This is a genomic window from Arcicella rigui, from assembly GCF_034929435.1.
Lineage (GTDB): Bacteria > Bacteroidota > Bacteroidia > Cytophagales > Spirosomataceae > Arcicella > Arcicella rigui.
In genome coordinates this window covers 115,664-139,491 of record NZ_JAYFUM010000005.1, presented here as the reverse complement: position 1 = coordinate 139,491, position 23,828 = coordinate 115,664, and the positions used below count along the sequence as shown (strand labels likewise).

General features: G+C 38.9%; 18 protein-coding genes. 14 read left to right on the top strand and 4 right to left on the bottom strand.

Annotation, left to right across the window (positions count from 1 at the left end):
- Positions 1–118 precede the first annotated feature (118 nt).
- From VB248_RS04135 to VB248_RS04125, 3 genes are all read left to right on the top strand, one after another.
- On the top strand, positions 119–775 hold the full coding sequence (locus tag VB248_RS04135; protein WP_323295473.1) for a hypothetical protein: 657 nt from the start codon (positions 119–121) through the stop codon (positions 773–775).
- Positions 776–862: 87 nt separating this feature from the next.
- Positions 863–1,693 carry an energy transducer TonB gene (locus VB248_RS04130; protein ID WP_323295472.1) on the top strand — a complete coding sequence of 277 codons (831 nt, stop codon included), beginning with the start codon at positions 863–865 and terminating at the stop codon, positions 1,691–1,693.
- Positions 1,694–1,923: 230 nt separating this feature from the next.
- Positions 1,924–2,226: an isoamylase early set domain-containing protein gene (locus VB248_RS04125; RefSeq protein WP_323295471.1), complete on the top strand. Its 303-nt coding sequence runs from the start codon at positions 1,924–1,926 to the stop codon at positions 2,224–2,226.
- Positions 2,227–2,378: 152 nt separating this feature from the next.
- Here VB248_RS04125 and VB248_RS04120 read toward each other — a convergent pair whose 3' ends face one another.
- Both VB248_RS04120 and VB248_RS04115 read right to left on the bottom strand, forming a co-directional pair.
- Positions 2,379–3,488: an acyltransferase family protein gene (locus tag VB248_RS04120; protein ID WP_323295470.1), complete on the bottom strand. Its 1,110-nt coding sequence runs from the start codon at positions 3,486–3,488 to the stop codon at positions 2,379–2,381.
- 218 nt (positions 3,489–3,706) lie between these two features.
- Entirely contained in the window at positions 3,707–4,663 is a 957-nt protein-coding gene (locus VB248_RS04115) for an alpha/beta hydrolase (protein ID WP_323295469.1), read from the bottom strand.
- Between the two features lie 112 nt (positions 4,664–4,775).
- On the opposite strand from VB248_RS04115, the gene VB248_RS04110 reads away from it, so the two are divergent.
- On the top strand, positions 4,776–5,495 hold the full coding sequence (locus VB248_RS04110) for a tRNA1(Val) (adenine(37)-N6)-methyltransferase (RefSeq protein WP_323295468.1): 720 nt from the start codon (positions 4,776–4,778) through the stop codon (positions 5,493–5,495).
- Between the two features lie 42 nt (positions 5,496–5,537).
- The gene (locus VB248_RS04105; RefSeq protein ID WP_323295467.1) at positions 5,538–6,488 is read left to right on the top strand and encodes a glycosyltransferase family 2 protein; all 951 of its coding nucleotides are present in this window, start codon (positions 5,538–5,540) and stop codon (positions 6,486–6,488) included.
- 95 nt (positions 6,489–6,583) lie between these two features.
- On the opposite strand, the gene VB248_RS04100 is transcribed toward VB248_RS04105, so the two are convergent.
- Complete coding sequence (locus VB248_RS04100; RefSeq protein ID WP_323295466.1) at positions 6,584–6,787, bottom strand: hypothetical protein; 204 nt, start codon at positions 6,785–6,787, stop codon at positions 6,584–6,586.
- 347 nt (positions 6,788–7,134) lie between these two features.
- Here VB248_RS04100 and VB248_RS04095 point away from each other — a divergent pair, with 347 nt between their 5' ends.
- The 4 genes from VB248_RS04095 to VB248_RS04080 all read left to right on the top strand — a co-directional run bounded on the left by VB248_RS04095 (position 7,135) and on the right by VB248_RS04080 (position 14,525).
- Positions 7,135–8,856 carry a DUF885 family protein gene (locus VB248_RS04095; RefSeq protein WP_323295465.1) on the top strand — a complete coding sequence of 574 codons (1,722 nt, stop codon included), beginning with the start codon at positions 7,135–7,137 and terminating at the stop codon, positions 8,854–8,856.
- Positions 8,857–9,039: 183 nt separating this feature from the next.
- Positions 9,040–10,293: an NAD(P)/FAD-dependent oxidoreductase gene (locus tag VB248_RS04090; RefSeq protein WP_323295464.1), complete on the top strand. Its 1,254-nt coding sequence runs from the start codon at positions 9,040–9,042 to the stop codon at positions 10,291–10,293.
- 185 nt (positions 10,294–10,478) lie between these two features.
- Positions 10,479–12,833, top strand: coding sequence for a glycoside hydrolase family 127 protein (locus tag VB248_RS04085; protein ID WP_323295463.1), 2,355 nt, complete (start codon positions 10,479–10,481; stop codon positions 12,831–12,833).
- Between the two features lie 591 nt (positions 12,834–13,424).
- Positions 13,425–14,525 carry a DUF4172 domain-containing protein gene (locus tag VB248_RS04080; RefSeq protein WP_323295462.1) on the top strand — a complete coding sequence of 367 codons (1,101 nt, stop codon included), beginning with the start codon at positions 13,425–13,427 and terminating at the stop codon, positions 14,523–14,525.
- Between the two features lie 55 nt (positions 14,526–14,580).
- Here VB248_RS04080 and VB248_RS04075 read toward each other — a convergent pair whose 3' ends face one another.
- The gene (locus VB248_RS04075; protein WP_323295461.1) at positions 14,581–15,477 is read right to left on the bottom strand and encodes an AraC family transcriptional regulator; all 897 of its coding nucleotides are present in this window, start codon (positions 15,475–15,477) and stop codon (positions 14,581–14,583) included.
- Between the two features lie 140 nt (positions 15,478–15,617).
- On the opposite strand from VB248_RS04075, the gene VB248_RS04070 reads away from it, so the two are divergent.
- The 5 genes from VB248_RS04070 to VB248_RS04050 all read left to right on the top strand — a co-directional run bounded on the left by VB248_RS04070 (position 15,618) and on the right by VB248_RS04050 (position 23,711).
- Positions 15,618–16,514, top strand: a complete 897-nt coding sequence (locus VB248_RS04070) for a dihydrodipicolinate synthase family protein (RefSeq protein ID WP_323295641.1) — start codon at positions 15,618–15,620, stop codon at positions 16,512–16,514.
- 282 nt (positions 16,515–16,796) lie between these two features.
- A complete protein-coding gene (locus VB248_RS04065; RefSeq protein ID WP_323295460.1) occupies positions 16,797–18,257 on the top strand; it encodes an aldehyde dehydrogenase (NADP(+)) in 1,461 nt (486 codons plus the stop codon).
- A 180-nt stretch (positions 18,258–18,437) separates the two neighbouring features.
- Positions 18,438–19,439 carry a 4-hydroxyproline epimerase gene (locus VB248_RS04060; RefSeq protein ID WP_323295459.1) on the top strand — a complete coding sequence of 334 codons (1,002 nt, stop codon included), beginning with the start codon at positions 18,438–18,440 and terminating at the stop codon, positions 19,437–19,439.
- A gap of 220 nt (positions 19,440–19,659) precedes the next feature.
- Positions 19,660–21,057 (top strand): APC family permease, encoded by a 1,398-nt coding sequence (locus VB248_RS04055; protein WP_323295458.1) that lies wholly within the window; start codon positions 19,660–19,662, stop codon positions 21,055–21,057.
- 257 nt (positions 21,058–21,314) lie between these two features.
- On the top strand, positions 21,315–23,711 hold the full coding sequence (locus VB248_RS04050) for a glycoside hydrolase family 127 protein (RefSeq protein ID WP_323295457.1): 2,397 nt from the start codon (positions 21,315–21,317) through the stop codon (positions 23,709–23,711).
- Positions 23,712–23,828 lie beyond the last annotated feature (117 nt).

Here is a 23,828-nt window from a genome sequence, read left to right as displayed (position 1 = left end):
ATCAAAAGTACATTAAAAAATAGTGGTAATTAATGATAAAAACTCTCGAAAAGTATGGTAAAAAGGTAAAAATGACGTTGTAATTATTACTTCTAAGAAAAAGTAAATTATTGAAATCATGTTTAGTAAAATTACCATGTTATTAAAAACCTCCAATTACAATGCTCTTTTAAAAGTTTTTACAAATTCAAGTATTACAGTTATTCTGATTTTAGTTATATCAACCAATATATCTAAAGCCACGGATAGAACTTTGGATGCTCAAAAATCAAAAAAAGATAGCTCAGAAGTATTCTTAGCTGTAGAAAAGCCCGCTGAATATTCTGGAGGACAAATAGCTTTGTCAAAATATTTACAACACAATGTCATAAAGCCTTTATCTTCGATAGGTTTAAACAATGCACATTTGCGATTTATTGTAAATACTGATGGTTCTACATCTGATTTTAGTATTTCAACAGCTATTGATAAAAAAGTACCTCTATTTATTGAAAATTTTCCAGCTTGGAAACCTGCTTACCAAACGGGAAAAGCTGTAAGAAGTTGGTTTATAATTACTCTTCATTCAGAGATGTTACAGGAAGATAATGAAGTTCAAAATAAATTAATTCCCTTAATAATTTTGAATAAAGTAGAAACACCAGCAACTAAGCTTAAAAAGTTTTCTTTGAATACTCTCGAAAAAATAGTCATCATGAATGATAAAAAAACTCTCGAAAAGTATGGTGATAAAGGTAAAAATGGCGTTGTAATTATCACTACCAAGAAAAAATAAATACTGTAAAAAGCCTCAACAAAGATTGAGGTTTTTTAAAAACTTAATCAACTAAAAAATTAGTTTAATCTCAAAACAATTACAATCATGGAAAATCAAACTGTATTACCCGAAGACGAAACATTAGAAGACATCGTTTTCCACAACCGCAACAAAGCTTATGGAGCTTATATTTTGCGTTCTGATTATCAAAGAGTGATTAAAATCGCTTTAGCCACAGGCATTGGCTTGTTTTGTTTAGCCGTACTTACGCCTATGATTTGGGCAAATTTTGAAGCCAAACAAAGGCAAGTTGTTGAAATAGATTTGGGAGATTATAAAATCGAAGAACCACCCAAAGAAATTCCGATTGAAGCACAGCCAACACCTCCGCCGCCACCAGCAGAAGTAATTCGTAAAACCATTGCTTTTAACCAGCCCGAAATTGTAGAAGACGATAAAGCAAGCGAATTACCGCCCGACCAAGAAGTACTAAATAATACCAATGCTCAGATTAGCTCTGTCACCCATGAAGGCGAAATAAGCGAAATCCCCGTTGATGACCCTGATAAGTATAAAACGGCTGAACCAACGCCGCCAGTTGAGCTTGCAAAAGAAGAAGAGAAAGAAGTACTTTTTGTTGAAATCATGCCTGAATTTGCTGGCGGAAAAGCAGCTTTAGCAAAGTTTCTTCAAAAAAACTTACGTTATCCTCCAAAAGCTTCAGCCGCAGGTATCGGAGGAAAAGTATATGTGCAGTTTGTTATCGGGAAAAATGGAGAAATCTCAAAAGTGGATGTTTTGAAGGGTTTGGGCTTTGGTTGCGACGAAGAAGCTGAAAGAGTAATCAAGCTAATGCCAAATTGGAATCCGGGCAAACAGTCGGGCAGAAATGTGTCTGTAAAATTCACTTTACCGATTGTATTTCAACTTGAGTAACGATTTATTGCCACCGATATACGATAATATAAATTCTAAATTATTTTAGTAAAAAATTTCGTTAAAATATAACTATTTCAATTTTATTTTAATTTAATCGTTTGGTTATTAGGATATTGTGAAAATATTTTTTGAATATTTGTATTATATTTGCTTTAACGCAAGCATAATATTCCTTCGATAGAATTATTTCATAAATAAAAATATTAATCTTAAAACCCATCACGATTATGGCTTTGACTAAACAGTATTCAAAAAGTAAACCAGTTTGTAAAGTAACTTTTGCTCTTCCTGCTGAAACAGTAAACGGTGCTAAAAAAGTAAGCGTATTAGGTGATTTTAATGAGTGGAATCCAACGGCATTGAAAAAACAAAAAGATGGTACTTTCAAAGCATCTGTTGAATTGGAAGTTGGAAAAGAGTTTGCATTCCGTTACTTAGTTGACAATGACATTTGGTTGAACGACGAGCAAGCAGATAAATTCGTACCAAATGGCATTTCTTACGATGAAAATTCTGTAGTTGTACTTTAATTTTTTAAGGCAGCGATAAAAGTATTCAAAAAGCTTTTATCGCTGTTAGGCAAGCAATCACTTTTGTTCTGGTCAATAGGAAATTTGGGATTCGTGAAAGTATTTATCATTTCTGATAATTTCTTCCCTCCTATTTTGTCCCTCCTCCTTTTTTATACTTTCACAATAATTTTCTTCTCGTACATCGCCCACAAAATTCCTAACCAAATCAGTACAAAAGTGATTGCTCCTGCCAAAGAAGCATTCTTTGGCTCGCTAAAGAATGGCACAATAAAAGATTGATACAGCCAAGTAATCGAACTTACTTTTTCGCCATCGGGCATTTCTACTTTTATCATGTTCATAATTCTTGGAATTAAGCCTGATAAAAAGAAAACTGTAATAGCATTTACGCCGTAAACGACAAAGGGTTTTGTCCAAAATTTATAGCCTTTTACATCTATCAACCAATAAAATCCTGCCAAGAAAAACATCGCCAAGCCAATCGTCCAAAGTGAATATGAACTCGTCCACAAAGATTTGTTGATAGGAAAACCTGCGGCATCCCAAGCCCAAGCTAATGCCAAAGCGATACTTCCATAAAAATAAATATACATTAGTCGTTCAGAAACACTTTTATCGTTTCGTTGTAGCCAAGTACCCACCAAAACGCCCGCTAAACCGTTGGCAATGGCTGGCAAAGTACTGAGGATACCTTCGGGGTCCCAAACTTTTACGGCTTTGTACAAATGCGGTACGCCCAACAATAATCTGTCTAAGTACGCTCCTAAATTATGCTCTGGTTCAAGATTAGCCGCACCAGCGTCGGGAACAGGTACGAAAGTCATCAGTAACCAATAGCCGATTAAAAGTGAAGCAAAAATGATTTGTTGAGTTCGCTGTTTTGTCGTGAGGAAAACGATAGCACTTACTAAAAAAACGATAGCAATTCTTTGTAAAACGCCCGGAATCCTGACGATAGAAAAATCAAATTTGGGAAAAAGCGAAAGAAAAATACCCAGAGCAAAGAGTTTGATACTTCGCTCGATAATCTTTAAAATCGTTTTGCGGTCTGCTACTTTTCCTTGAAAAGCGAAGGAAATTGAAACGCCTACGATAAAAAGGAAAAAGGGAAATACTAAATCGGTAGGTGTACAGCCATTCCATTCAGCGTGTTCGAGTGGAGCGTAAATATGTCCCCAGTCTCCCGGATTATTAACCAAAATCATCATGGCGACCGTCAAGCCACGAAAAACATCTAAGGAAAGTAAGCGTTGTTTCATTTTTTTAGCTGTGAGATTTTAGCTATGAGCTGTGAGTTTTGAGCGATGAGCTATCAGTCTTCGGATGTCGGATTTCAGATTTAATTTAGTAAAGCATTTCAAGGCTAATAGCTGAAAGCTTAAAGCTACGAGCAATCAGCTTTTAGACTTTTTTAGAAAAAACTCGAAACTCACGGCTCATAGCTCAAAGCTCACGACTGATAGCTCACAACCCAAATCTACAAGCTATCCACAAATTTCACAACCGCCTCTACCATGCCTTTTGAAAGAGGTAAATCTGAATTCGTATAAGTTTTAATATTTTCGGCTCGGTCGGCTGGGGCATCTTTCAAGACATGATTCATTCCGTTGATGAGTAATAATTTAGCTTTGGGTTGAGCCGCCGCCAACAATTTACCTTCATTTTCATTTACTTGAATATCCGTTGTACCTTGAATAATAAAGGTTTTTGCTTTTACTTTTTTGATTTCCTCAGAAGGTACATACTTCAACCAAGAAATCATATAAGGCTGAATACTTGGACGGAAAAGCATGATAATCGCCATGTTTTGCATCAATTTCGGTAATGTTTCACCCTTTTTGAGTTTATCCAAATTTCGTTTTACTTCATTCTTCACTGAATCAGGCAAAGGTTGTTGAGCGATTTGTTCATTCAAAATTTCATCAATGCCACGAGCTGGTCCAGCCAAAGAAATGTAGCCCTCCACTGATGATTTTTGCACAGCAACCATTCCCAGTAATGAGCCTTCTGAATGTCCTAAAACGGTAATTTTTGAAAAACGATTACTCTTTTTCAAGGTATCAATCCACTGTTGAACATCTTGAATATAAGTTTCAAAAGTTAAATCGCTTTCTTTCATCATCGAAGAGGCACTTTTGCCTACGCCTCTTTTATCATAACGCAAAGAAGCGATGCCATTATTTACCAAACCTTCTGCCAAAAGTTGATAAGGTTTTGCTGTTACGTTCAGTGAACTGTTTCCATTGCGGTCTGTCGGTCCAGAACCTGCCACTATTAATACAACAGGCACTTTTTTCGTGCTGTTGGGCATTAACAAAGTGCCATCCAAAACGCCTTTACTTTGTTTGAGTACTACATTTTCTTCGTGTGTTTGGGCAAAAATCGGATTCAACAAAGAGCAAAAAGAAAGGAAAATAAAAAGAGTGGTTTTCATTGTGTTTATTTTTTGGTGATAAAGCATTCTTGATAAGCCATCACGACATTTCAAAAATAAATTGTCGTAATTTTGAATTCTGTTCAAAGATGCAAATTATCCACAAAATCTAATGTCAAAAAGTATAAACGGTTTTCAATTCAAGCAATTTATGATTCATCAAGACAAAACAGCGATGAAAGTAAGTACCGACGCTTGTATTTTGGGAGCTTATACTGCACTTGAAAATGCTACAAAAGTATTGGACATCGGCACTGGTACGGGACTGATAGCACTCATGTTGGCACAACGTTCTGAGGCTAAAATCTTTGCCGTTGAATTAGACGATATGGCTTATCAACAAGCGGTGGAAAATGTTCAAAACAGTATTTTCAAAGAACAAATTACTGTTTTTCATCAAAGTATTCAGGATTTTGCCGAAAACAATAATGATTTATCTTTCGACTTAATCGTCAGTAATCCGCCTTTTTTTCAGAATCATTTAAAATCAGTTCAAGAAAATAGAAATAAGGCATTACATACAGATACACTTTCCTTTGAAGATTTGTTGGCTTCGGTGATGGCACTATTATCGCCCGACGGTCGTTTTGTAGTTTTACTTCCAGCTTATGAAAGTATAGTATTGGAAAATTTAGCCTTGCAAAAAGGACTTTATCCCAACAAAAAATTACTGATAAGACACCGAGATGGCTCGAAAATATTAAGAATTATTACGACCTTTGGGTTTGCTGAACAAGAAATGATTCAAGAGGACTTACTCATTCGCAATCTTGATGAAAGCTATACAACACAATTTGCAACGCTCTTAAAAGAGTATTATTTAATTTTTTAAGCTGTAAAACGGGATTCCATCCCGTAAATATATCATCACATCATGTTAGATATTTCTGTTATCATTCCCCTTTACAACGAAGAAGAATCATTGCCCGAACTTTGTTCTTGGATAGAAAAAGTAATGAAAACGCATCATTACAGCTACGAAGTAATCTTTGTAAACGACGGTAGCCGAGATAATTCTTGGCAAGTGGTAAAGGATTTATCCATCAAAAATACTTGTGTAAAAGGGATTTCTTTCAGCAGAAATTACGGAAAATCTGCTGCTTTGCACGTAGGTTTCAAAGAAGCCAGAGGCAAAGTAGTGATTACGATGGACGCTGATTTGCAGGATAGTCCAGACGAAATTCCAGAGTTGTACCGCATGATTACTGAAGATAATTATGATTTGGTTTCGGGCTGGAAACAAAAACGCTTCGACCCAATCACAAAAACGATTCCTACCAAACTATACAATGCGGCAACACGCTCGATGTCGGGTGTATATTTGAATGATTTCAATTGCGGACTCAAAGCGTATAAAAACGAAGTAATTAAATCCATCACCTTGTATGGCGAAATGCACCGCTATATTCCTGTGCAAGCAAAATGGAATGGCTATGATAAAATAGGCGAGAAAGTGGTACAACACCAAGCCAGAAAATACGGAACAACCAAGTTTGGTATTGAACGCTTTTTGTACGGTTTCTTAGATTTACTTTCAATTACTTTCGTACAGAAATTTGGTAAAAGACCCATGCACCTTTTTGGCGGTTTTGGGATTCTGTTTTTTATGATTGGAAGTTTTATCACAGTCTATCTCATTGGCGATAAAATTTATGCCATAGCTAATCATCTAAAGTTCAGAAATGTAACCGATAATCCACTTTTCTTTTTGGCATTAGTATCTATTATTATTGGCGTACAGTTATTTGTAGCAGGTTTTATTGGCGAATTAATGACCAGAAATTCAGAGAAGACAACGGATTATCAGATTCGGGAGAAGGTGTAGCTTTTGAGAACAATATTAGCTCTCACACCTTAACTTATTGAACTAAGGAGTGAAAGCTAATATTTTTTATTTTAAGGCAATTTCAGCATAATCCTTTACTTATTCTTCTCAGTCTTTGAGTAAATACTGATGCCAAAACTGATAGCATTAAGTACTAAACTTATTACAATTAATACCATTCCTTTGAATTGAAGTCCAGTAAAATCAAAGCTTATCAGGCAAATTAAGCAGATTACTGCAATTACTATTGAAAGTAAAAATAAGATAGCACTTCGGCTGTTGGCTAATAAAGTTTTCATAAATACTATTGTTTTAGTGCGGATATATGGTTGCAAGCAATTTTTCAAGCAAATGAAATAAAAAAAGCAATATCTGTATTAAAAATAGATATTTTTTTGTCTAAAGTTGGGTACTTATTTCTTTACCCAGACAATCCCTTCAAACATTTATTTTAGGGCAACAATTACTCTATTTCTTCAAGATATATCTATTTTTAGCTCTAAAACCACACTTTTTTAGGATTAATGGTTAATTTCTGCTCATATCTTGATAAAATGTACATAGATGAAGCTCTAATTAAAGTTTAATTTTACATCAAAGCTTTCTTTTTTTGAATTGCATTACTCATCATCAAACATTTTATCTTGTGCGTTACTTCATCAACATACTATTGATTACTTGTGTCATGATTTTTGTGCTGACTACACAGAGTATAGCACAAAAAAATACTGGCAATGAAACTCTTAGGCAATTGATAACGATGTATCATGCCGATAATGGAAATCTGCAACGCTTTTATACCATCGAACACTCGCCCGAACGCCGTGAGCGGTTCAAAACTTTAGCCCAATCGTACTTATCACAATTACAAAGTATTGATTTTAATTCGCTGGATGCTGGTGGACGTGTTGACTACCTCTTAATAAAGCGTGATTTTGAAGATATACTTTACCAAAGTCAACAGGAAGCCACCGCCTTCAACCAGTTGGCTACTTGGTTTCCTTTCGCTGCTGTGCTTTACGATGCCAAAAAGGCACGCAGAAGGGGTTTGATGCCCGATTCGCCCAAATTGGCCAACGACCTCAACCAATGCGTCAAAGAAATCAATGTACTCCAACAAAAACTCAAAGAAAATACTTCTTTAACCAAAGATTTGGCGAATAGAGGTAATCGCATCGCTTTAGGCTTGAAAAGTGCTTTAAATGCTGTTTATAGTTTTTATAATGGCTATGACCCACTTTTTACGTGGTGGATTGCCAAGCCTTACGAAGACCTCGACAATGCTTTGAAAAACTACGCTGCGGCTTTTCAGCAGGTGGTGACGGTAAATACCCAACTCAAAAAAGATGCCTCTGGTATTGTGGGCAATCCGATTGGCGAAACGGAGTTGATTCGTAAGCTCAAATTGGAAATGATTCCTTATACGCCCGAAGAGTTGGTGGAAATTGCCAATAAGGAATTTGCTTGGTGCGATGCCGAGATGCTCAAAGCGAGCCGTGAAATGGGTTTTGGCGATAACTGGAAAGCGGCTTTAGAAAAAGTAAAACAAACGGCTGTTCCGCCCGGTCAACAACCTGCGGCAATGGTAAAATTGTATGATGAATCTATTGCTTTTTTGAAAGAAAAAAACTTACTCACCATTCCGCCATTGGCAGAAGAAACGTGGCGTTTGTCGATGATGAGTCCCGAACGGCAGTTGGTTAATCCTTTCTTTTTGGGAGGCGAAGAATTTATTGTTTCGTACCCAACCAATACCATGACGCATGACCAGAAAATGATGAGTATGCGAGGGAATAATCCGCATTTTTCAAGAGCTACGGTACACCACGAACTCATTGCTGGGCATGGTTTACAAGAATTTATGATGAGTCGCTATAAAACACATCGCCAATTTTGGACTCCTTTCTGGATAGAAGGTTGGGCTTTATACTGGGAAATGCTATTGTACGATTTAAAATTTCCTCGTTCGGCAGAAGACCGTGTGGGTATGCTTTTTTGGCGAATGCACCGCTGTGCCAGAATCATTTTTTCTTTGAATTATCATACAGGAAAATGGTCGCCACAAGAATGTATCGACTTTCTTGTAAACCGTGTGGGACATGAAAAAGCCAATGCCGAAGGTGAAGTACGTCGTTCGTTTGAAGGAGGCTACGACCCTTTGTATCAGATTGCTTACATGATTGGCGGTTTACAAATCAGGGCTTTAAAGGACGAATTGGTAGGCTCTAAAAAAATGACTTATCAAGAGTTTCATGATAAATTTATTCAAGAAAACGCTATGCCAATCGAAATGATGCGAGCGATTCTTACCAAGACATCTTTACCCAAAGACTACCAAAGTAGTTGGCGGTTTTATTCAATAAAATAATTTTATGATAAGGGAATTTGAAAATTTGATGATTTGAAAATTTGAAAATGTGACTATTTGAAAATGGAAGAACATATTTTTCTATCATTTTCAAATCTTCAAATTTCTAAATTTTCAAATCCTTTAATCCTATCTTCAAATTTCCAAATCTTCAAATTCACAAAATCTTCAAATCAACATATAATGAATCATATATCAATCATCGGTGGAGGCATTGTGGGCTTGAGCAGTGCCTATTATTTACACGAGGCAGGGTATCAAGTAACGATATTTGATAAAGGCGATTTGTCGGACAACTGCTCTTTTGGCAACGCAGGCTATGTTTGTCCGAGTCATTTTGTGCCATTGGCGGCACCGGGCATTGTTTGGCAAGGCTTCAAATGGATGTTTAACCCTTTGAGTCCTTTTTATGTAAAACCTTCGTTGAGTAAAGCCTTGGTTACTTGGGGATTGAAATTTATGCAAAGTGCCAACGCCCAACACGTTGAAGATTCGGCAATTCCTTTGCGAGATATTTCTTTGTTAAGTCAAAAATTATTTGAAGACTGGGAAGCCCAAGATATTTTTGCTTTTGGTTACGAACGCAAAGGTATGTTGGAAGTATTTCAAACCCATGCCGTAGCCGAACACGCCCATCATACGCTTGACAAAGCTCAGGCATTGGGCTTGGATGTCAATTACTTAGACAAAGACCAACTACAAGCTTTAGAACCCCAAACGCCCATCAATGCCCTTGGAGCATTGCAGTTTAATTGTGATACCCACGTGTATCCCAACAAGCTGATGAAAGCCCTCATTGCCGATTTGCAAAACAAAGGTGTCGTTTTCAGAACCAAAGAAACGATTGTGGGCTTCGAGAAAAAACAGGGCAAAGTTACCCATGTGCGTACCCAACAACAGCAATACGCTACCGATGGCGTAGTGATTGCGGCTGGTTCTTGGAGTCGTGAATTGGCTGAACAATTAGCCCTCAACTTGCCTTTGATGGCTGGTAGAGGTTATTCTTTGACTTTAGAAAATAGTCCATTTCATATCAATCATCCAATCATTTTGGCAGAAGGCAGAGTAGCCTTAACGCCGATGGATGGCAATAAAATTCGGATGGGAGGAACAATGGAAGTGGTTTCGACCGATACACCGCCCAATTTTCAACGAGTAAAAGGTATTTTAAAATCGGTGAAAAGCTTTTTGCCTACGTTCGATATTCCTTTTCCTGCTGAAAAAGATATTTGGCATGGCTTCCGTCCTTGTTCGGCCGACGGCCTGCCTTACATTGGTCGCACGAAGGCTTTCAATAACGTAGTGGTTGCTACGGGGCATTCGATGATGGGGCTAAGTTTAGGCCCAGCTTCAGGTAAATTAGTCGAAGAAATCATCAGCGAAAAAGCTACAAGTATTGATATTCAAGCTTTTAGTCCAGAAAGATTTTATAGTTAAGCTTTCGGATTTCAGCTTTTAAAACAAAACTTTTGTTAAATATCAATGTAAAATTGTGAATTGTCAATTAGTGAATTAGTGTTTTGATTTTCAGTAACTTACAATAAATGTTGATTTGTTTATTTTTTCATGATTCCTTAAAAGATAGCCGAGAGCCGACATCCCAAAGCTCAAAGCCAATAAATATGAAAAAAGTCTTATTCCTTCTTTTATCCTTGTCGTGTTTTGTACAAGGTTTTGCCCAAAATTATACGCCACTCAAAGGCGATAAAAGGTTTAAAGTACAACCAAGCGTTTCGCTGAAAGCTTATCCTTTTGATTTAGACCAAGTGACATTGCTGGAAGGCTCGCCTTTCAAAAATGCGATGGACAAAGACGCAGCGTATTTATTGAGCATAGAGCCACAACGCTTGTTGCATCGTTTTTACCTCAATGCTGGCTTGCCTACCCACGGAGCAGTGTATGGCGGTTGGGAAAGTGAAGGGCTTTCGGGGCATACTTTGGGGCATTATCTTTCGGCTTGTGCCATGATGTACGCTTCTTCACAACAAAAGGCTTTTAAAGACCGAGTAACAGAAATCGTATCGGCATTGGCTGTTTGCCAAAAGGCACGCAAAACGGGTTATGTCGGGGCAATTCCAAAGGAAGATTCTATTTTTACGAAAGTAGCCAAAGGCGAAATCAAAACGGGAGGCTTCGACCTAAACGGCGGTTGGAGTCCGTGGTACACCGTGCATAAAGTAATGGCGGGTTTAGTGGATGCCTATTTATATTGTGGCAACAAACAAGCCTTACAAGTAGTAGAAGGCATGGCCGATTGGACAGGCAAAACCGTCAATCCGCTTTCGCCTGAATTATTACAAAAAATGCTCAAATGCGAATACGGCGGCATGGCAGAAGTATTGGCGAATTTGTACGCCATCACGGGCAAAAAAGTCTATCTCGATTTATCCTATAAATTCTACGACGATTTTGTGATGCTCCCTTTGTCGAAACGCATCAATCCTATGGCAGGGAAGCACTCCAATACCAACGTACCCAAAGCCATTGGCAGTGCCAGACAATACGAACTCGCAGGACAAGAATCGGATAAAACCATTGCCAGTTTTTTCTGGGACATCATGGTGCATCACCATAGCTACGTGATTGGTGGGAATAGCAATTATGAATATTGCGGTGAACCCGATAAACTCAATGAACACCTCAGCGACAACACCTGCGAAACCTGCAATACCTACAATATGCTCAAGCTGACACGCCATTTGTTTTGCTGGCAACCCAACAGCGAACTGAGTAATTATTACGAAAGAGCATTGTATAACCATATTTTAGCTTCGCAAAATCCAGAAAATGGCATGATGTGTTATTTTGTGCCTTTAAGAATGGGGACAAAAAAAGAATTTAGCGACCAATTCAATACCTTTACTTGTTGTGTAGGCAGTGGCATGGAAAACCACGTGAAGTATAACGAAAGCATATACTTTCAAGGAGCAGAGGGCAGTTTGTTTGTGAATTTGTTTATTCCTTCACGTTTAAATTGGAAAGAAAAAGGCTTAATTCTTACACAGCAAACGCAGTATCCGACCCAAAACAACACCCAATTTTCTTTAAGTTTACGTAAATCTCAAACTTTTGCCCTCAAAATCCGTAAACCTTGGTGGGCTACACAAGGAGTTGATATTGCAATCAATGGACAAAAACAAACTGTAAAAGCTGATGATTCTGGCTATTTTGTGTTGAATAGAACTTGGCAAAACAAGGACCAAATCAGCCTGACAATGCCCATGCAAATTTACAGCGAAAGTATGCCTGACAATCCCGACCGCATCGCCTTATTATATGGGCCTTTGGTTTTGGCAGGACAATTGGGCGAGAAAAATCCAGACCCCGTTTATGGCATTCCAGTACTTTTGACCGACAATAAAAATGTAAATCAATGGGTAAAAAGTGTGGATAACTCGAAGCTTTTGTTCAAAACCAATGCCGTAGCCGTGCCTTTCGACGTAACCTTACAACCATTTTACCAAACCTACCAACAACATTACAGCGTGTATTGGGACTATTTCACGAAAGCAGGTTGGGAAGAAAAAAAGGCCGTGTATGAAGCCGAAAAGAAACGTCAGCAAGAAATAGAAGCCCGCACGATTGATAATTTCAGAATTGGCGAAATGCAACCCGAACGTGACCACAACCTCAGCATCGACGGCGAATCGTATGTAAGCGATGCCCTTGGGCGTACAGGCAGAGAAGTGAGAAAAGGCGGTTCGTTTTCGTTTGATATGAAAGTTGTTAAAGACAAACCTAATACTTTATTGCTAACATACATCGGCGATGACAAAAACAGTGCTTTTGATATTTTAGTAGAAGGACAAGTAATCGCCAGTCAAATATTGAAAGGTGGAACAACTGGTAAATTCTTTGATGTTACTTACCCAATTCCCAACAACCTAATCGAAAACAAAGAAAAAGTACAAATAACGATTAAAGCACATACGGGAAGAACCGCAGGTAGAGTATTTGGGGCGAGGATTTTGAAGTAAACAATAGTTATAAAATTCTTTAGTGGGTGAATAAATTCGTTCAGTAAAGGAAAATTGTTTTTAAGCTTAGAAAAATTTATCTCTCACTTGGCGTTTGTTTCACTATGTCAGAGTGTATTGCAATGTTAGATTGCAAAAATGTATAGCATTTTATATGTTTGTTTAAGCAAATTTTTCAGTATATGCCTATTAAAGCTATAGTAGAATTAGAAATAAATTTATTATCCAATATGAAGCGAAGATTGAGGTATAGTCCTTTTATGAAGAAAATCTTTTCATTTCTTAAATACTCAATTTCAAGTCTGCTATTATTGTTCTTCATATTAGTTATTTATGACTTTATAGTAACGGGCAATTTTAGTTGGAATACAATCTTGTTATTTGCTATAATTTCTATAATATTCTATGTCTTTTACCGAATATTTAGATTGTCTAATGAGGAATGATACCAGTTTTAAAGTTAATATTAACAGATAAAGTAAGTTGAACTCAACAATGAAAATAGATTCTATTTATCAATGAGCCGATTAATTTCATTATTCGGCTCATTTTTTTGCTATATTTGAGCCGAATAGACATTTTAATCGGCTCATGATGTACAATTGGCAATTTGATAACTGGACGCAATTTGAATATGACATTCGTCTTTTCGATGAAGTTGACAAACAATTTCACTCACTTGCAGGGCAAAATGGAGGTGTCGTTCAGCTATTAGCACAAGATGAAAAAGAGGCTTCTATCCTTACTTTATTGGTAAAAGAAGCCATCAAAACTTCTGCCATTGAGGGCGAATTAATCAGTAGAGAGGATGTGATGTCTTCTATAAAAATTAATTTGGGCTATAATACCAATATCCAATCGGTTAAAGATAAACGTTCGGTAGGCATAGCCCGTGCCATTGTTACTTCCAGAGAACATTTTGAGCAACCCTTAGATGAAATAATGCTATTTGAATGGCATCAAGCCATTATGTTGGGTAATACCAGCGTCAATGCAGGCGTATGGCGTAGCCACGAAGAACCCATGCAGATTGTTTCGGGAGCGATTGGTAAAGAAATCGTACATTTTGAAGCACCGCCTTCTAAGGACGTTCCTAGCGAAATGAAGTGTTTTATTCAATGGTTTAACGCAAGCCATCCCAAAGGAGAAACACCCATCAATAATGCCATTGTGCGTGCAGGTTTAGCCCATTTGTATTTTGAAAGTATTCATCCTTTTGAAGATGGGAACGGACGTGTCGGAAGAATCATTGCTGAAAAAGCCTTATCGCAACACCTGCAAAGTCCTGTTTTGCTGAGTCTTTCTACCACCATTGCCGCAGATAAAGGCATTTATTACGAGCAATTAAAAAATGCTCAACGAGGGAAAGAGTTAAACAATTGGATTGCATATTTTGGTAAAGTTGTACTGGATGCACAAAAAGATTTCTTTAACACTGTGCATTTTACGATAAAGAAAACCAGATTTTTAGATAAAATAAAACCCCTTGTAGATGCCAAGCAACAAAAAGTAATCTACAAAATGCTTCAAGATGAAACCTTTGAAGGAGGAATGAATGCTCGGAAGTATCAATCCATCACCAAAACCTCAAAAGCAACCGCCACCAGAGATTTAGCAGATTTGGTACAAAAAAATATCTTGATTCAAACAGGCGGCGGCCGAAGTACGAGCTATTATATTTCTTTAGAGTGAATCCTGCTTAGTAGCAACACTTTTAAAAAACTCAGAACTCAACATTCCCAACTCCTCACTTAAAAAACTCCTCTAAATACTCACTCGGTGATTGCCCTTTGATGCGTTTGAAAATGCGGTTGAAATTAGTGATGCTGTTGAAACCGCAACTGTACGCTACTTGTGCAATGCCAATGGGTGAATCGTTGGTAAGCTTTTTACAGGCTTCGTTGATGCGTACTTCATTGAGAAATGATAAAAAGGTATGTCCTGTGTGTTTTTTGAAATACCTACAAAAAGCATGAGGTGTCATGTAGGCTTTGCTGGCGGCTTCTTCTAAAGTAATGGGTTTTTCGTATTCTTGAATAATAAAATTATAAATGTTACTCATCCGCAAGCCTTCGTTATCGCTATAAATTTTAGGTCTTGCTCCTTCCGAAAGGGCTTCTAAGGTTTCTATGCCCGAAAGTAGCCTGAGTAAATCCATGAAATGAATCATTTGTTCTACGCCAGTCAGTTCATAAATCTGACTCAACTTTTCGGCTATAGCCTCAGTCATGCCCGATGGAATTTTGAAGCCATTGGGATTTTGCTGTAAAAATCGTTTTACATTACTCATTTCTGGAAGGCTGAACAATGCCTCTAACGCTCCTTTGGGATTAAAAAACAAGACTATCGCTTGAATATTTTTATCACTTTTTGGTAAAAAATAAATGGGGTCGCTCTTGAAAAGATGTGGCTGATTGGCTCCCAACCAAAAAATATCATTTGCCTTAAATGCGTGCATATTGTTATCGGCAATCAATGTGCCTTCGCCTTGTTGTACCCATGTAAGCTGAATCTCCTCGTGTCGGTGTAGGTGCGGATAGAAATAAGGCTGTACGTCTTGCTGTACAATAATGGTGTGGTCGTGGGCAACAGGAATGGTAAAAGGAAGTACTTTCATGACAAAATAATTGAGTGGTTTATCCATTGATTAGCTAAAAATAAACCTTTTTCTCGAAAAATAAAACCAAAATAGGTTAATATCCGACTATAATTGATTAAAAATGACGCTTCTTTCTGCTTTTGTTTTAAGTAATTTTGAAAAAAAACATCAATACAACTATGGCAATCAATTGGCAAGGGGTGTTTCCCGCTGTGACAACTAAGTTTGGTGAAGACGACCAACTTGATTTTGAATTATTTGACAAAAATTTACAGTTTCAATTAGAATCTGGTGTCCACGGTATCATCCTCGGAGGTACTTTAGGCGAAGCAAGTGTACTCAGTTTAGAAGAAAAAGGAGCTTTGGTAAAATTTACGGTAGAGAAAGTTGCAGGTAAAGTACCTGTAATATTGAACATTGCCGAAGGTGCTACCAGAGATGCGATTCAGTTGGCGAAATTGGCCGAAGAATGGGGTGCAGCAGGTTTGATGATGCTTCCGCCGATGCGTTATAAATCAGACGAGCGTGAAACCGTGGAGTACTTCAAGGCTGTGGCAAAGGCTACAACTTTACCAATCATGATTTATAACAACCCTGTTGATTATAAAATTGAAGTTACGCTCGATATGTTTGCCGAATTGGTTGAATGCGAAAATATCCAAGCCGTAAAAGAATCAACTCGTGACTTGACCAACGTTACTCGTATGCGTAACCGTTTTGGCGATAGGTTCAAAATCATGTGTGGCGTTGATACCATTGCGATGGAGCAATTGGTGATGGGTGCAGATGGCTGGGTTGCAGGCTTGGTGTGTGCTTTCCCAAGAGAAACGGTGGTTATTTACGAATTGGTAAAAGCTGGAAGATACGAAGAGGCGTTGAAAATCTATCGTTGGTTTATGCCTTTATTGGAACTTGACATTCATCCGAAATTGGTGCAATACATCAAATTGGCTGAACAGTGTGCAGGTATCGGTAGTGAAGCTGTGCGTCCTCCACGCCTTACCTTGGTTGGTGAAGAAAGAGAACGTTTGCTTACACTCATCAACGGTGCAATCGCTGTACGTCCGACGTTACCTTTGTAGGAATTTGAAAATTTGGTAATTTGAAGATTTGAAAATGATTTTATTGATTTGAAAGTTTGGTAATTTGAAGATTTGAAAATGGTTTTATTGATTTGAAGATTTGGAAATAGTTTTGGTTAATTATCAAATTACTTTCCTCCTCATTTTCAAATTCTCAAATCTTCAAATTTCCAAATTCTTTTTACCACATTTTCAAATTATCAAATTTTCAAATTCTTTTTACCACATTTTCAAATTACCAAATCTTCAAATTCTTTTACCACATTTTCAATTTAGCCAAAAATGTCTCAAAACATATCCACGGTAATGCAACAGGCACAAGAGGCTTTTGAGCAATACCGCAAAGTATCGGGTAAAAACCGTGCTATTTTTTTAGAAACCATTGCCGAAGAAATAGAATCGTTGAAAGATGCCTTGGTAGCTGTGGCTCACCAAGAATCGCATTTGCCTTTGGGACGATTACAGGGAGAAATTGGTCGTACTACAGGGCAATTACGGATGTTTGCTCGTTTGGTTGCCGAAGGTTCTTGGGTAGAGGCTTGCATTGATTTGCCCAACCCCGACCGAGTACCGCCCAAACCCGACACCCGTAAAATGCTTGTGCCAATTGGCCCAGTGGCGATATTTGGGGCGAGTAATTTCCCTTTTGCTTTTTCAACAGCTGGTGGCGATACCGCAAGTGCTTTAGCGGCTGGTGTTTCGGTGGTTATCAAGGCTCATCCTGCACACCCCGAAACTTCAGCTTTAGTATTTTCGGCTATTGAAAAAGCTATTGCTCGTTGCCAAATGCCTCCGCACACGGTTCAACACCTCAGCGATTCGAGCATCGAAGCAGGTAAAGCATTGGTGATGCACCCACTTACCACAGCCGTAGGTTTTACAGGCTCGCAGGCTGGTGGCAAAGCACTCAGAGCTTATGCCGAGCAAAGAGCAGTACCGATTCCAGTTTTTGCCGAAATGAGCAGTATCAATCCTGTGGTCTTATTTCCTGAATCATTAAACCAAAACCATATAAATTTAGCCAAAACCTTTGCAGGTTCTATTACGCTTGGCATGGGACAGTTTTGTACAAAACCTGGCTTACTCTTGGCGATTGATAGTCCTGCATTGGCTTTGTTTACTGAGGCTTTGGAACATGAGCTAACGCAAGTTTCGCTACATCCAATGCTACATTCGGGCATTGCTCAAGCTTTTGATAAAGCTCGAAATACTTTGACCAATCAAGATGGAGTAGTGTCGAAAAGTATTGAAAATACCGAACTAACGCAACCTACGCCAAGCCTCGCCCAAGTGCAAGCCAAAGATTTTATCAGTAATCCTACGCTACACGAAGAAGCTTTTGGTCCTTTTGCTTTATTGGTTATTTGTAAAGATACCGAAGAACTCAGCACGGCTTTGAAAGCTTTGGGCGGACAGCTCACGGCTACCTTAATGGCAACCGACGAAGATGTAAAGCAATATCCCGCAATACTTGATTTACAAAGTGCTTTGGCAGGAAGGGTGATTTTGAACGCTGCTCCGACAGGTGTAGAAGTAGCCGCCAGTATGGTTCATGGCGGAGCGTATCCTGCCACGTTCGATGCTCGTTATACTTCCGTTGGAACAGGGGCAATCAAGCGTTGGGTACGCCCGATATGCTTGCAAGGCTTCAAAGACTGGATGCTTCCCGGCGAGCTTAAAAACGATAATCCATTGAAAATATGGCGTTTGGTGAACGATGTATTTACAAATTCGAGCATATAAGTATCAATTGTGAGTGAGTTAGTTAGTGAATTGTGAATAAAGGCTTTGCTAGGTAATCAAGCAAATTCAAATTTTATTAAAAAATCATAAATTACTGGAAATCAAAACACTAACTCACAATTCACTCATTCACAATTTATCACTAAACCACTCATTCGCTCAATCACTCAATATATTAACATGAAAAAAACATTCTTCTGTGTAGATGCACATACTTGTGGAAATCCTGTGCGATTGGTTGCTGGCGGCGGCCCTACGCTCGAAGGTAATAATATGAGCGAAAAACGCCAGTTTTTCCTCCAAAACTACGACTGGATTAGAAAAGGGCTGATGTTTGAACCCCGTGGTCACGATATGATGAGTGGGAGTATTTTGTATCCGCCTCATAGTCCAGAAAACGACGTAGCTGTACTTTTTATCGAAACCAGTGGTTGCTTGCCTATGTGTGGGCATGGTACTATCGGCACGATAACCATTGCCGTAGAAGAAGGCTTGATTACGCCCAAAGAGCAAGGCAAAATCCGCATGGAAGCACCTGCTGGCTTGGTATTGATTGAATACAAACAAGAAGGCACAAAGGTAAAAAGTGTAAAACTAACCAACGTGGCATCGTTCTTGGCGGCTACCGATTTGAGTGTAGAATGTCCTGATTTGGGTATGATTACCGTAGATGTTTCGTATGGAGGAAACTTTTATGCGATTGTTGACGTGCAAGCCAATTTCAAAGGCTTACAACATTATACTGCCGACCAACTGATTAGTTGGAGTAGAGTATTACGAAATCGTATCAACGAACAATATTCTTTTGTACATCCCGAAAACGAAACCATCAAAGGTTGTTCGCATATTTTGTGGACAGGCGATGTGTTAGACCCAAGCTCAACGGCTCGTAATGCCGTATTTTATGGTGACAAAGCCATCGACCGCTCGCCTTGCGGCACGGGTACTTCGGCACGTATGGCACAATGGTACGCCAAAGGTAAGTTGAAAAAAGGCGATGAATTTATTCATGAAAGTATTATTGGCTCTAAGTTTATCGGCAGAATAGAGGAAGAAACCAGCGTTGGAGGCAAACCTGCCATGAAACCAAGTATTGAAGGTTGGGCAAGAATTTATGGCTACAATACCATCAGCATCGACCCCAACGACGACCCCTATGCGTATGGTTTTCAGGTACTTTAGTGAATCAGTTGTGAGTTAGTCAATTGTGAATGAGTGAATAATAGCTTTTTTTAATAGAATAGTTTAGTTGCTCATTCACCCCCTCACTCGTTCGCAATTAACTAATGTATAAGTTGTGAATTGTGAATAAGTTAATACCTGATATTTTCATAATAGAATTATTCATTCACTAACTCACAACTCACTCATTCACAATTAAATAATTACTCATCAACAAACTATGTCCAACGAACAACCTTCTTTCAAACGCTCTTTTCGGCTATTCGATGCCACCATGATTGTGGCTGGCTCGATGATTGGCTCAGGTATTTTTATCGTAAGTTCCGATATTGTCCGAAATGTTGGCTCGGTAGGAGGCTTGCTGGTTGTGTGGTTACTCACGGGCTTACTTACCGTTGCGGCTGCCGTCAGTTATGGCGAACTCAGCAGTATGTTTCCCAAAGCTGGCGGACAATACGTTTACCTCAAAGAAGCCTTCAATCCATTGATAGGCTTTTTGTATGGTTGGAGTTTCTTTGCCGTGATTCAAACGGGGTCTATTGCCGCCGTTGGGGTCGCTTTTAGTAAATTTTCGGCTTACCTTTTTCCTGTATTAAGCGAAAGAAATATCCTTTTTTCCATAGCAGGACTACAAATTTCTGCGGCACAACTTACTTCTATTGCCCTGATTATTTTTCTTTCGTTCATCAATACCAAAGGCGTACAATACGGCAAATACGTACAATCTATCTTTACTGTCACCAAACTTTTAGCTTTATTTGGCTTGGTGATTTTTGGTTTCGTCCTAACGGCCAACGCCGATACTTGGCATAAAAACTGGGAAACAGGCTTTACTTTTCAGCAACTTACACCCACGGGCTTTTTGCCTTATACAGGTATGGCTGCTTTCGGGGCAATTGCCGCCAGTATGGTTGGGAGTCTTTTCAGTAGCGATTCTTGGAACAACGTTACCTTTATTGCGGGCGAAATTCAAAACCCCAAACGCAATATCGGTCTGAGCCTGTTTTTAGGTACACTCATTGTGACGAGTATTTATATGCTTGCCAATATTATGTACGTTTCGGTATTGGATTTACCTGCCATTGCTTTTGCCGAAAACGACCGTGTGGGAGTTGTAGCTTCGCAAATGATTTTCGGAGAAAAAGGGACAATGATTGTAGCGGTTTTCTTGATGATTTCAACCTTTGGTTGCGACAACGGCTTGATTCTTTCGGGAGCAAGAGTATATTATACGATGGCAACTGATGGCTTATTTTTCAAAAAAGTAGGCGAACTCAACAAAAATGGCGTACCTGAAAAAGCCTTATGGATTCAATGTTTTTGGGCTTCGGCTTTGTGTTTGAGTGGCAAGTACGGCGAATTGTTAGACTACGTTATTTTTGCGGTATTAATTTTTTATGCTTTAACGATACTCGGCATTATCCGACTACGGATTAAAAAACCAGAGCTTGAGCGTCCATACAAAGCCTTTGGTTATCCTTTTATTCCATTGTTGTACATTGTTACGGCGACTTGTATTTGTGTTTTATTACTAATTTATAAACCCAATTATACCTGGCCCGGCTTAGGCTTGGTACTTTTGGGCATTCCTGTTTTTTATGTACTGAAAAAAAGTTAGTGGATTGTTAATTAGTGAGTTGTGAATGAGAGAATTAGTGAATTAATAAGTAACAATTAGTAGTGTAACAAGGATTAGCATTGACTTTCAAATAAAATCATGTAGCGGCTACTCTTGTTTTACCACATTCAAAAGGGCAACCGCAAGGGTTGCCACTACACAAAAAATGCTGATAATAAGAACTATTTAATTCACTAACTCACAATTTGCTAATTCACAACTCACAACTCACTAACTCACTCCATCACTCAATAACTATGATACGCAAAACATTACTTTTCAGCTTTTTAATCCTTACTTGTTGGGGAAGTTTTGCCCAAAACGGCGATTATCCCATTCAGCCCGTTGCCTTTACGCAAGTGCATTTTAAGGATAATTTTTGGTTGCCTAAAATGCAAGTAAACGCCAACGTAACCATTCCTTACACCCTCAATCAGTGTAAAATTACGGGGCGGATTGATAACTTTCGCAAAGCAGCCAAGCAGATTCCTGCCGATAAAAGTACTTCATTTACTTTCGACGATACCGATTTATACAAAGTAATCGAAGGAGCATCGTACAGCCTGCAAACCCAGAAAAATCCACAACTGGAACTTTACCTCGATTCGCTGATTACCATTATTGGAGCAGCCCAAGAACCCGACGGCTATCTTTATACTTTCAGAACGATGCCTATTCAAACACCACATGAATGGATGGGCAGCAAACGTTGGGAAAAAGAAGAAGATTTGAGCCATGAATTGTACAATTCTGGACATTTGTTTGAATCGGCAGTGGCACATTATCAGGCAACAGGCAAAAAAAACCTGTTGAATATTGCCATTAAAAATGCCGATTTATTGGTAAAAACTTTCGGTTGGGGCAAAGAAGAGCGTTTTCCCGGTCATCAGATTGTTGAAACAGGGCTGACTAAACTTTACAGGGTAACAGGCAAAAAAGCCTATCTTGACTTGGCTAAATTCTTTTTGGATTTACGTGGAAAAGAAGGACACCTCAACCAAGAATACAGCCAGTCGCATAAAAAGGTGGTTGACCAGCACACTGCCGTTGGTCATGCCGTGCGAGCAACCTATATGTACACCAGTATGGCAGACGTGGCGGCGTTGACAGGCGACAAGCAGTACCTATCCGCCATAGACGACATTTGGCATGACGTAGTAGATAAAAAAATTTACATCACAGGCGGTATCGGAGCTACGGGTAATGGCGAAGCCTTTGGCGATGATTACGACTTGCCCAATATGAGTGCTTATGCCGAAACCTGTGCCGCCATCGCCAATGTGTATTGGAATCATCGAATGTTTTTGTTGCATGGCGATGCCCAGTACATCGACGTTTTAGAAAGAACCTTGTACAATGGCTTGCTTTCGGGTATTTCGTTGAGTGGCGATAAATTCTTCTATCCCAATCCTTTGGCTTCTTACGGACAACACCAGCGTCGTGCTTGGTGGGACTGTGCTTGTTGCGTATCGAATATGACACGCTTTTTGCCTTCGGTACCGGGTTATACGTATGCCCAAAATCAGCAAAATATTTATGTCAACTTGTTTGTAGGCGGAACAGCTACTATTCAACTACCGAATACTGCCGTAACGCTTACGCAAGAAACGGCGTACCCGTGGCAAGGTAAAAATGACATCACGGTACAACCCAACAAAACCAGTACATTCGCCTTGCACGTTCGTATGCCGGGTTGGGCTATGGGTAAACCACTGTCAGGCGATTTATACAAAGACGAAACACCTATCAACAATATTCCGATTTTGGTCAATGGTAAACCTTTTGCCTATACCCTTCAAAAAGGCTATGCTGTGATAAAAAGAGTTTGGGAAAAAGGCGATAAAGTAAGCTTTACTTTACCAATGGACGTAAGAAAAGTATTGGCAAAAGACGAAGTAAAAGCCGATAAATCAAAATTTGCTTTACAAAGAGGTCCTTTGGTGTATTGTTTAGAAGGACACGACAATACCAACGCCTCGGTGATGAGTTTGGTATTAGACAAAAATGCCGAAGTAAAAGCCACTTTTCAGCCCAATCTATTAAACGGAGTAATGACGCTACAAGCCCAAGGCTTTGCTACCGAGCGTCAACTCAATTCAGAGCAATTAATCAAAACCAATCAGCCCATACAAGCCATTCCGTATTATGCTTGGGCAAACCGAGGAGCAACCGAAATGACCGTTTGGATTCCTTATGAAGAAACGGCCGCACGACCAAAGCCAGCCCCAACCATCGCCAGCAAGAGTAAAGTTTCGGGGTCGGTGAGCAATCAATTGATGCTAAAAGCCCTCAACGACCAATTTGAAGTACAAAACTCCAATGACAAAAGTGCCAATTACCTGCACTGGTGGCCAAAAAAGAATACGACAGAGTACCTTCAATACGATTTCGACCAAAGTTATACCGTGTCGAGTTCGAGTATTTATTGGTTAGACGATAGCCCTTGGGGCGGTTGTCGGATACCTCTTTCTTATAAAGTTTATTACAAAAAAGATGGAGCGTGGTTGCCCGTAACCGTAACACAGCAAAGCCCGATTGCTAAAGACCAATTCAACGCTTTGCAATTTGAACCCGTGACTACAACAGGCTTAAAGATAGAAATCCAACTGCCAACAGACAACGCCGCTGGCGTACTTGAGTGGGTGGTGAAGTAAAAAAATAACACTAACTCATAATCCTAACACACTTTGAAACCGAGTCCAAGCCATTTGCTTGGACTTTTTTTGTACTAAATTGTGAAAGAGAATTAACTTTATACTCATTTTAAATAA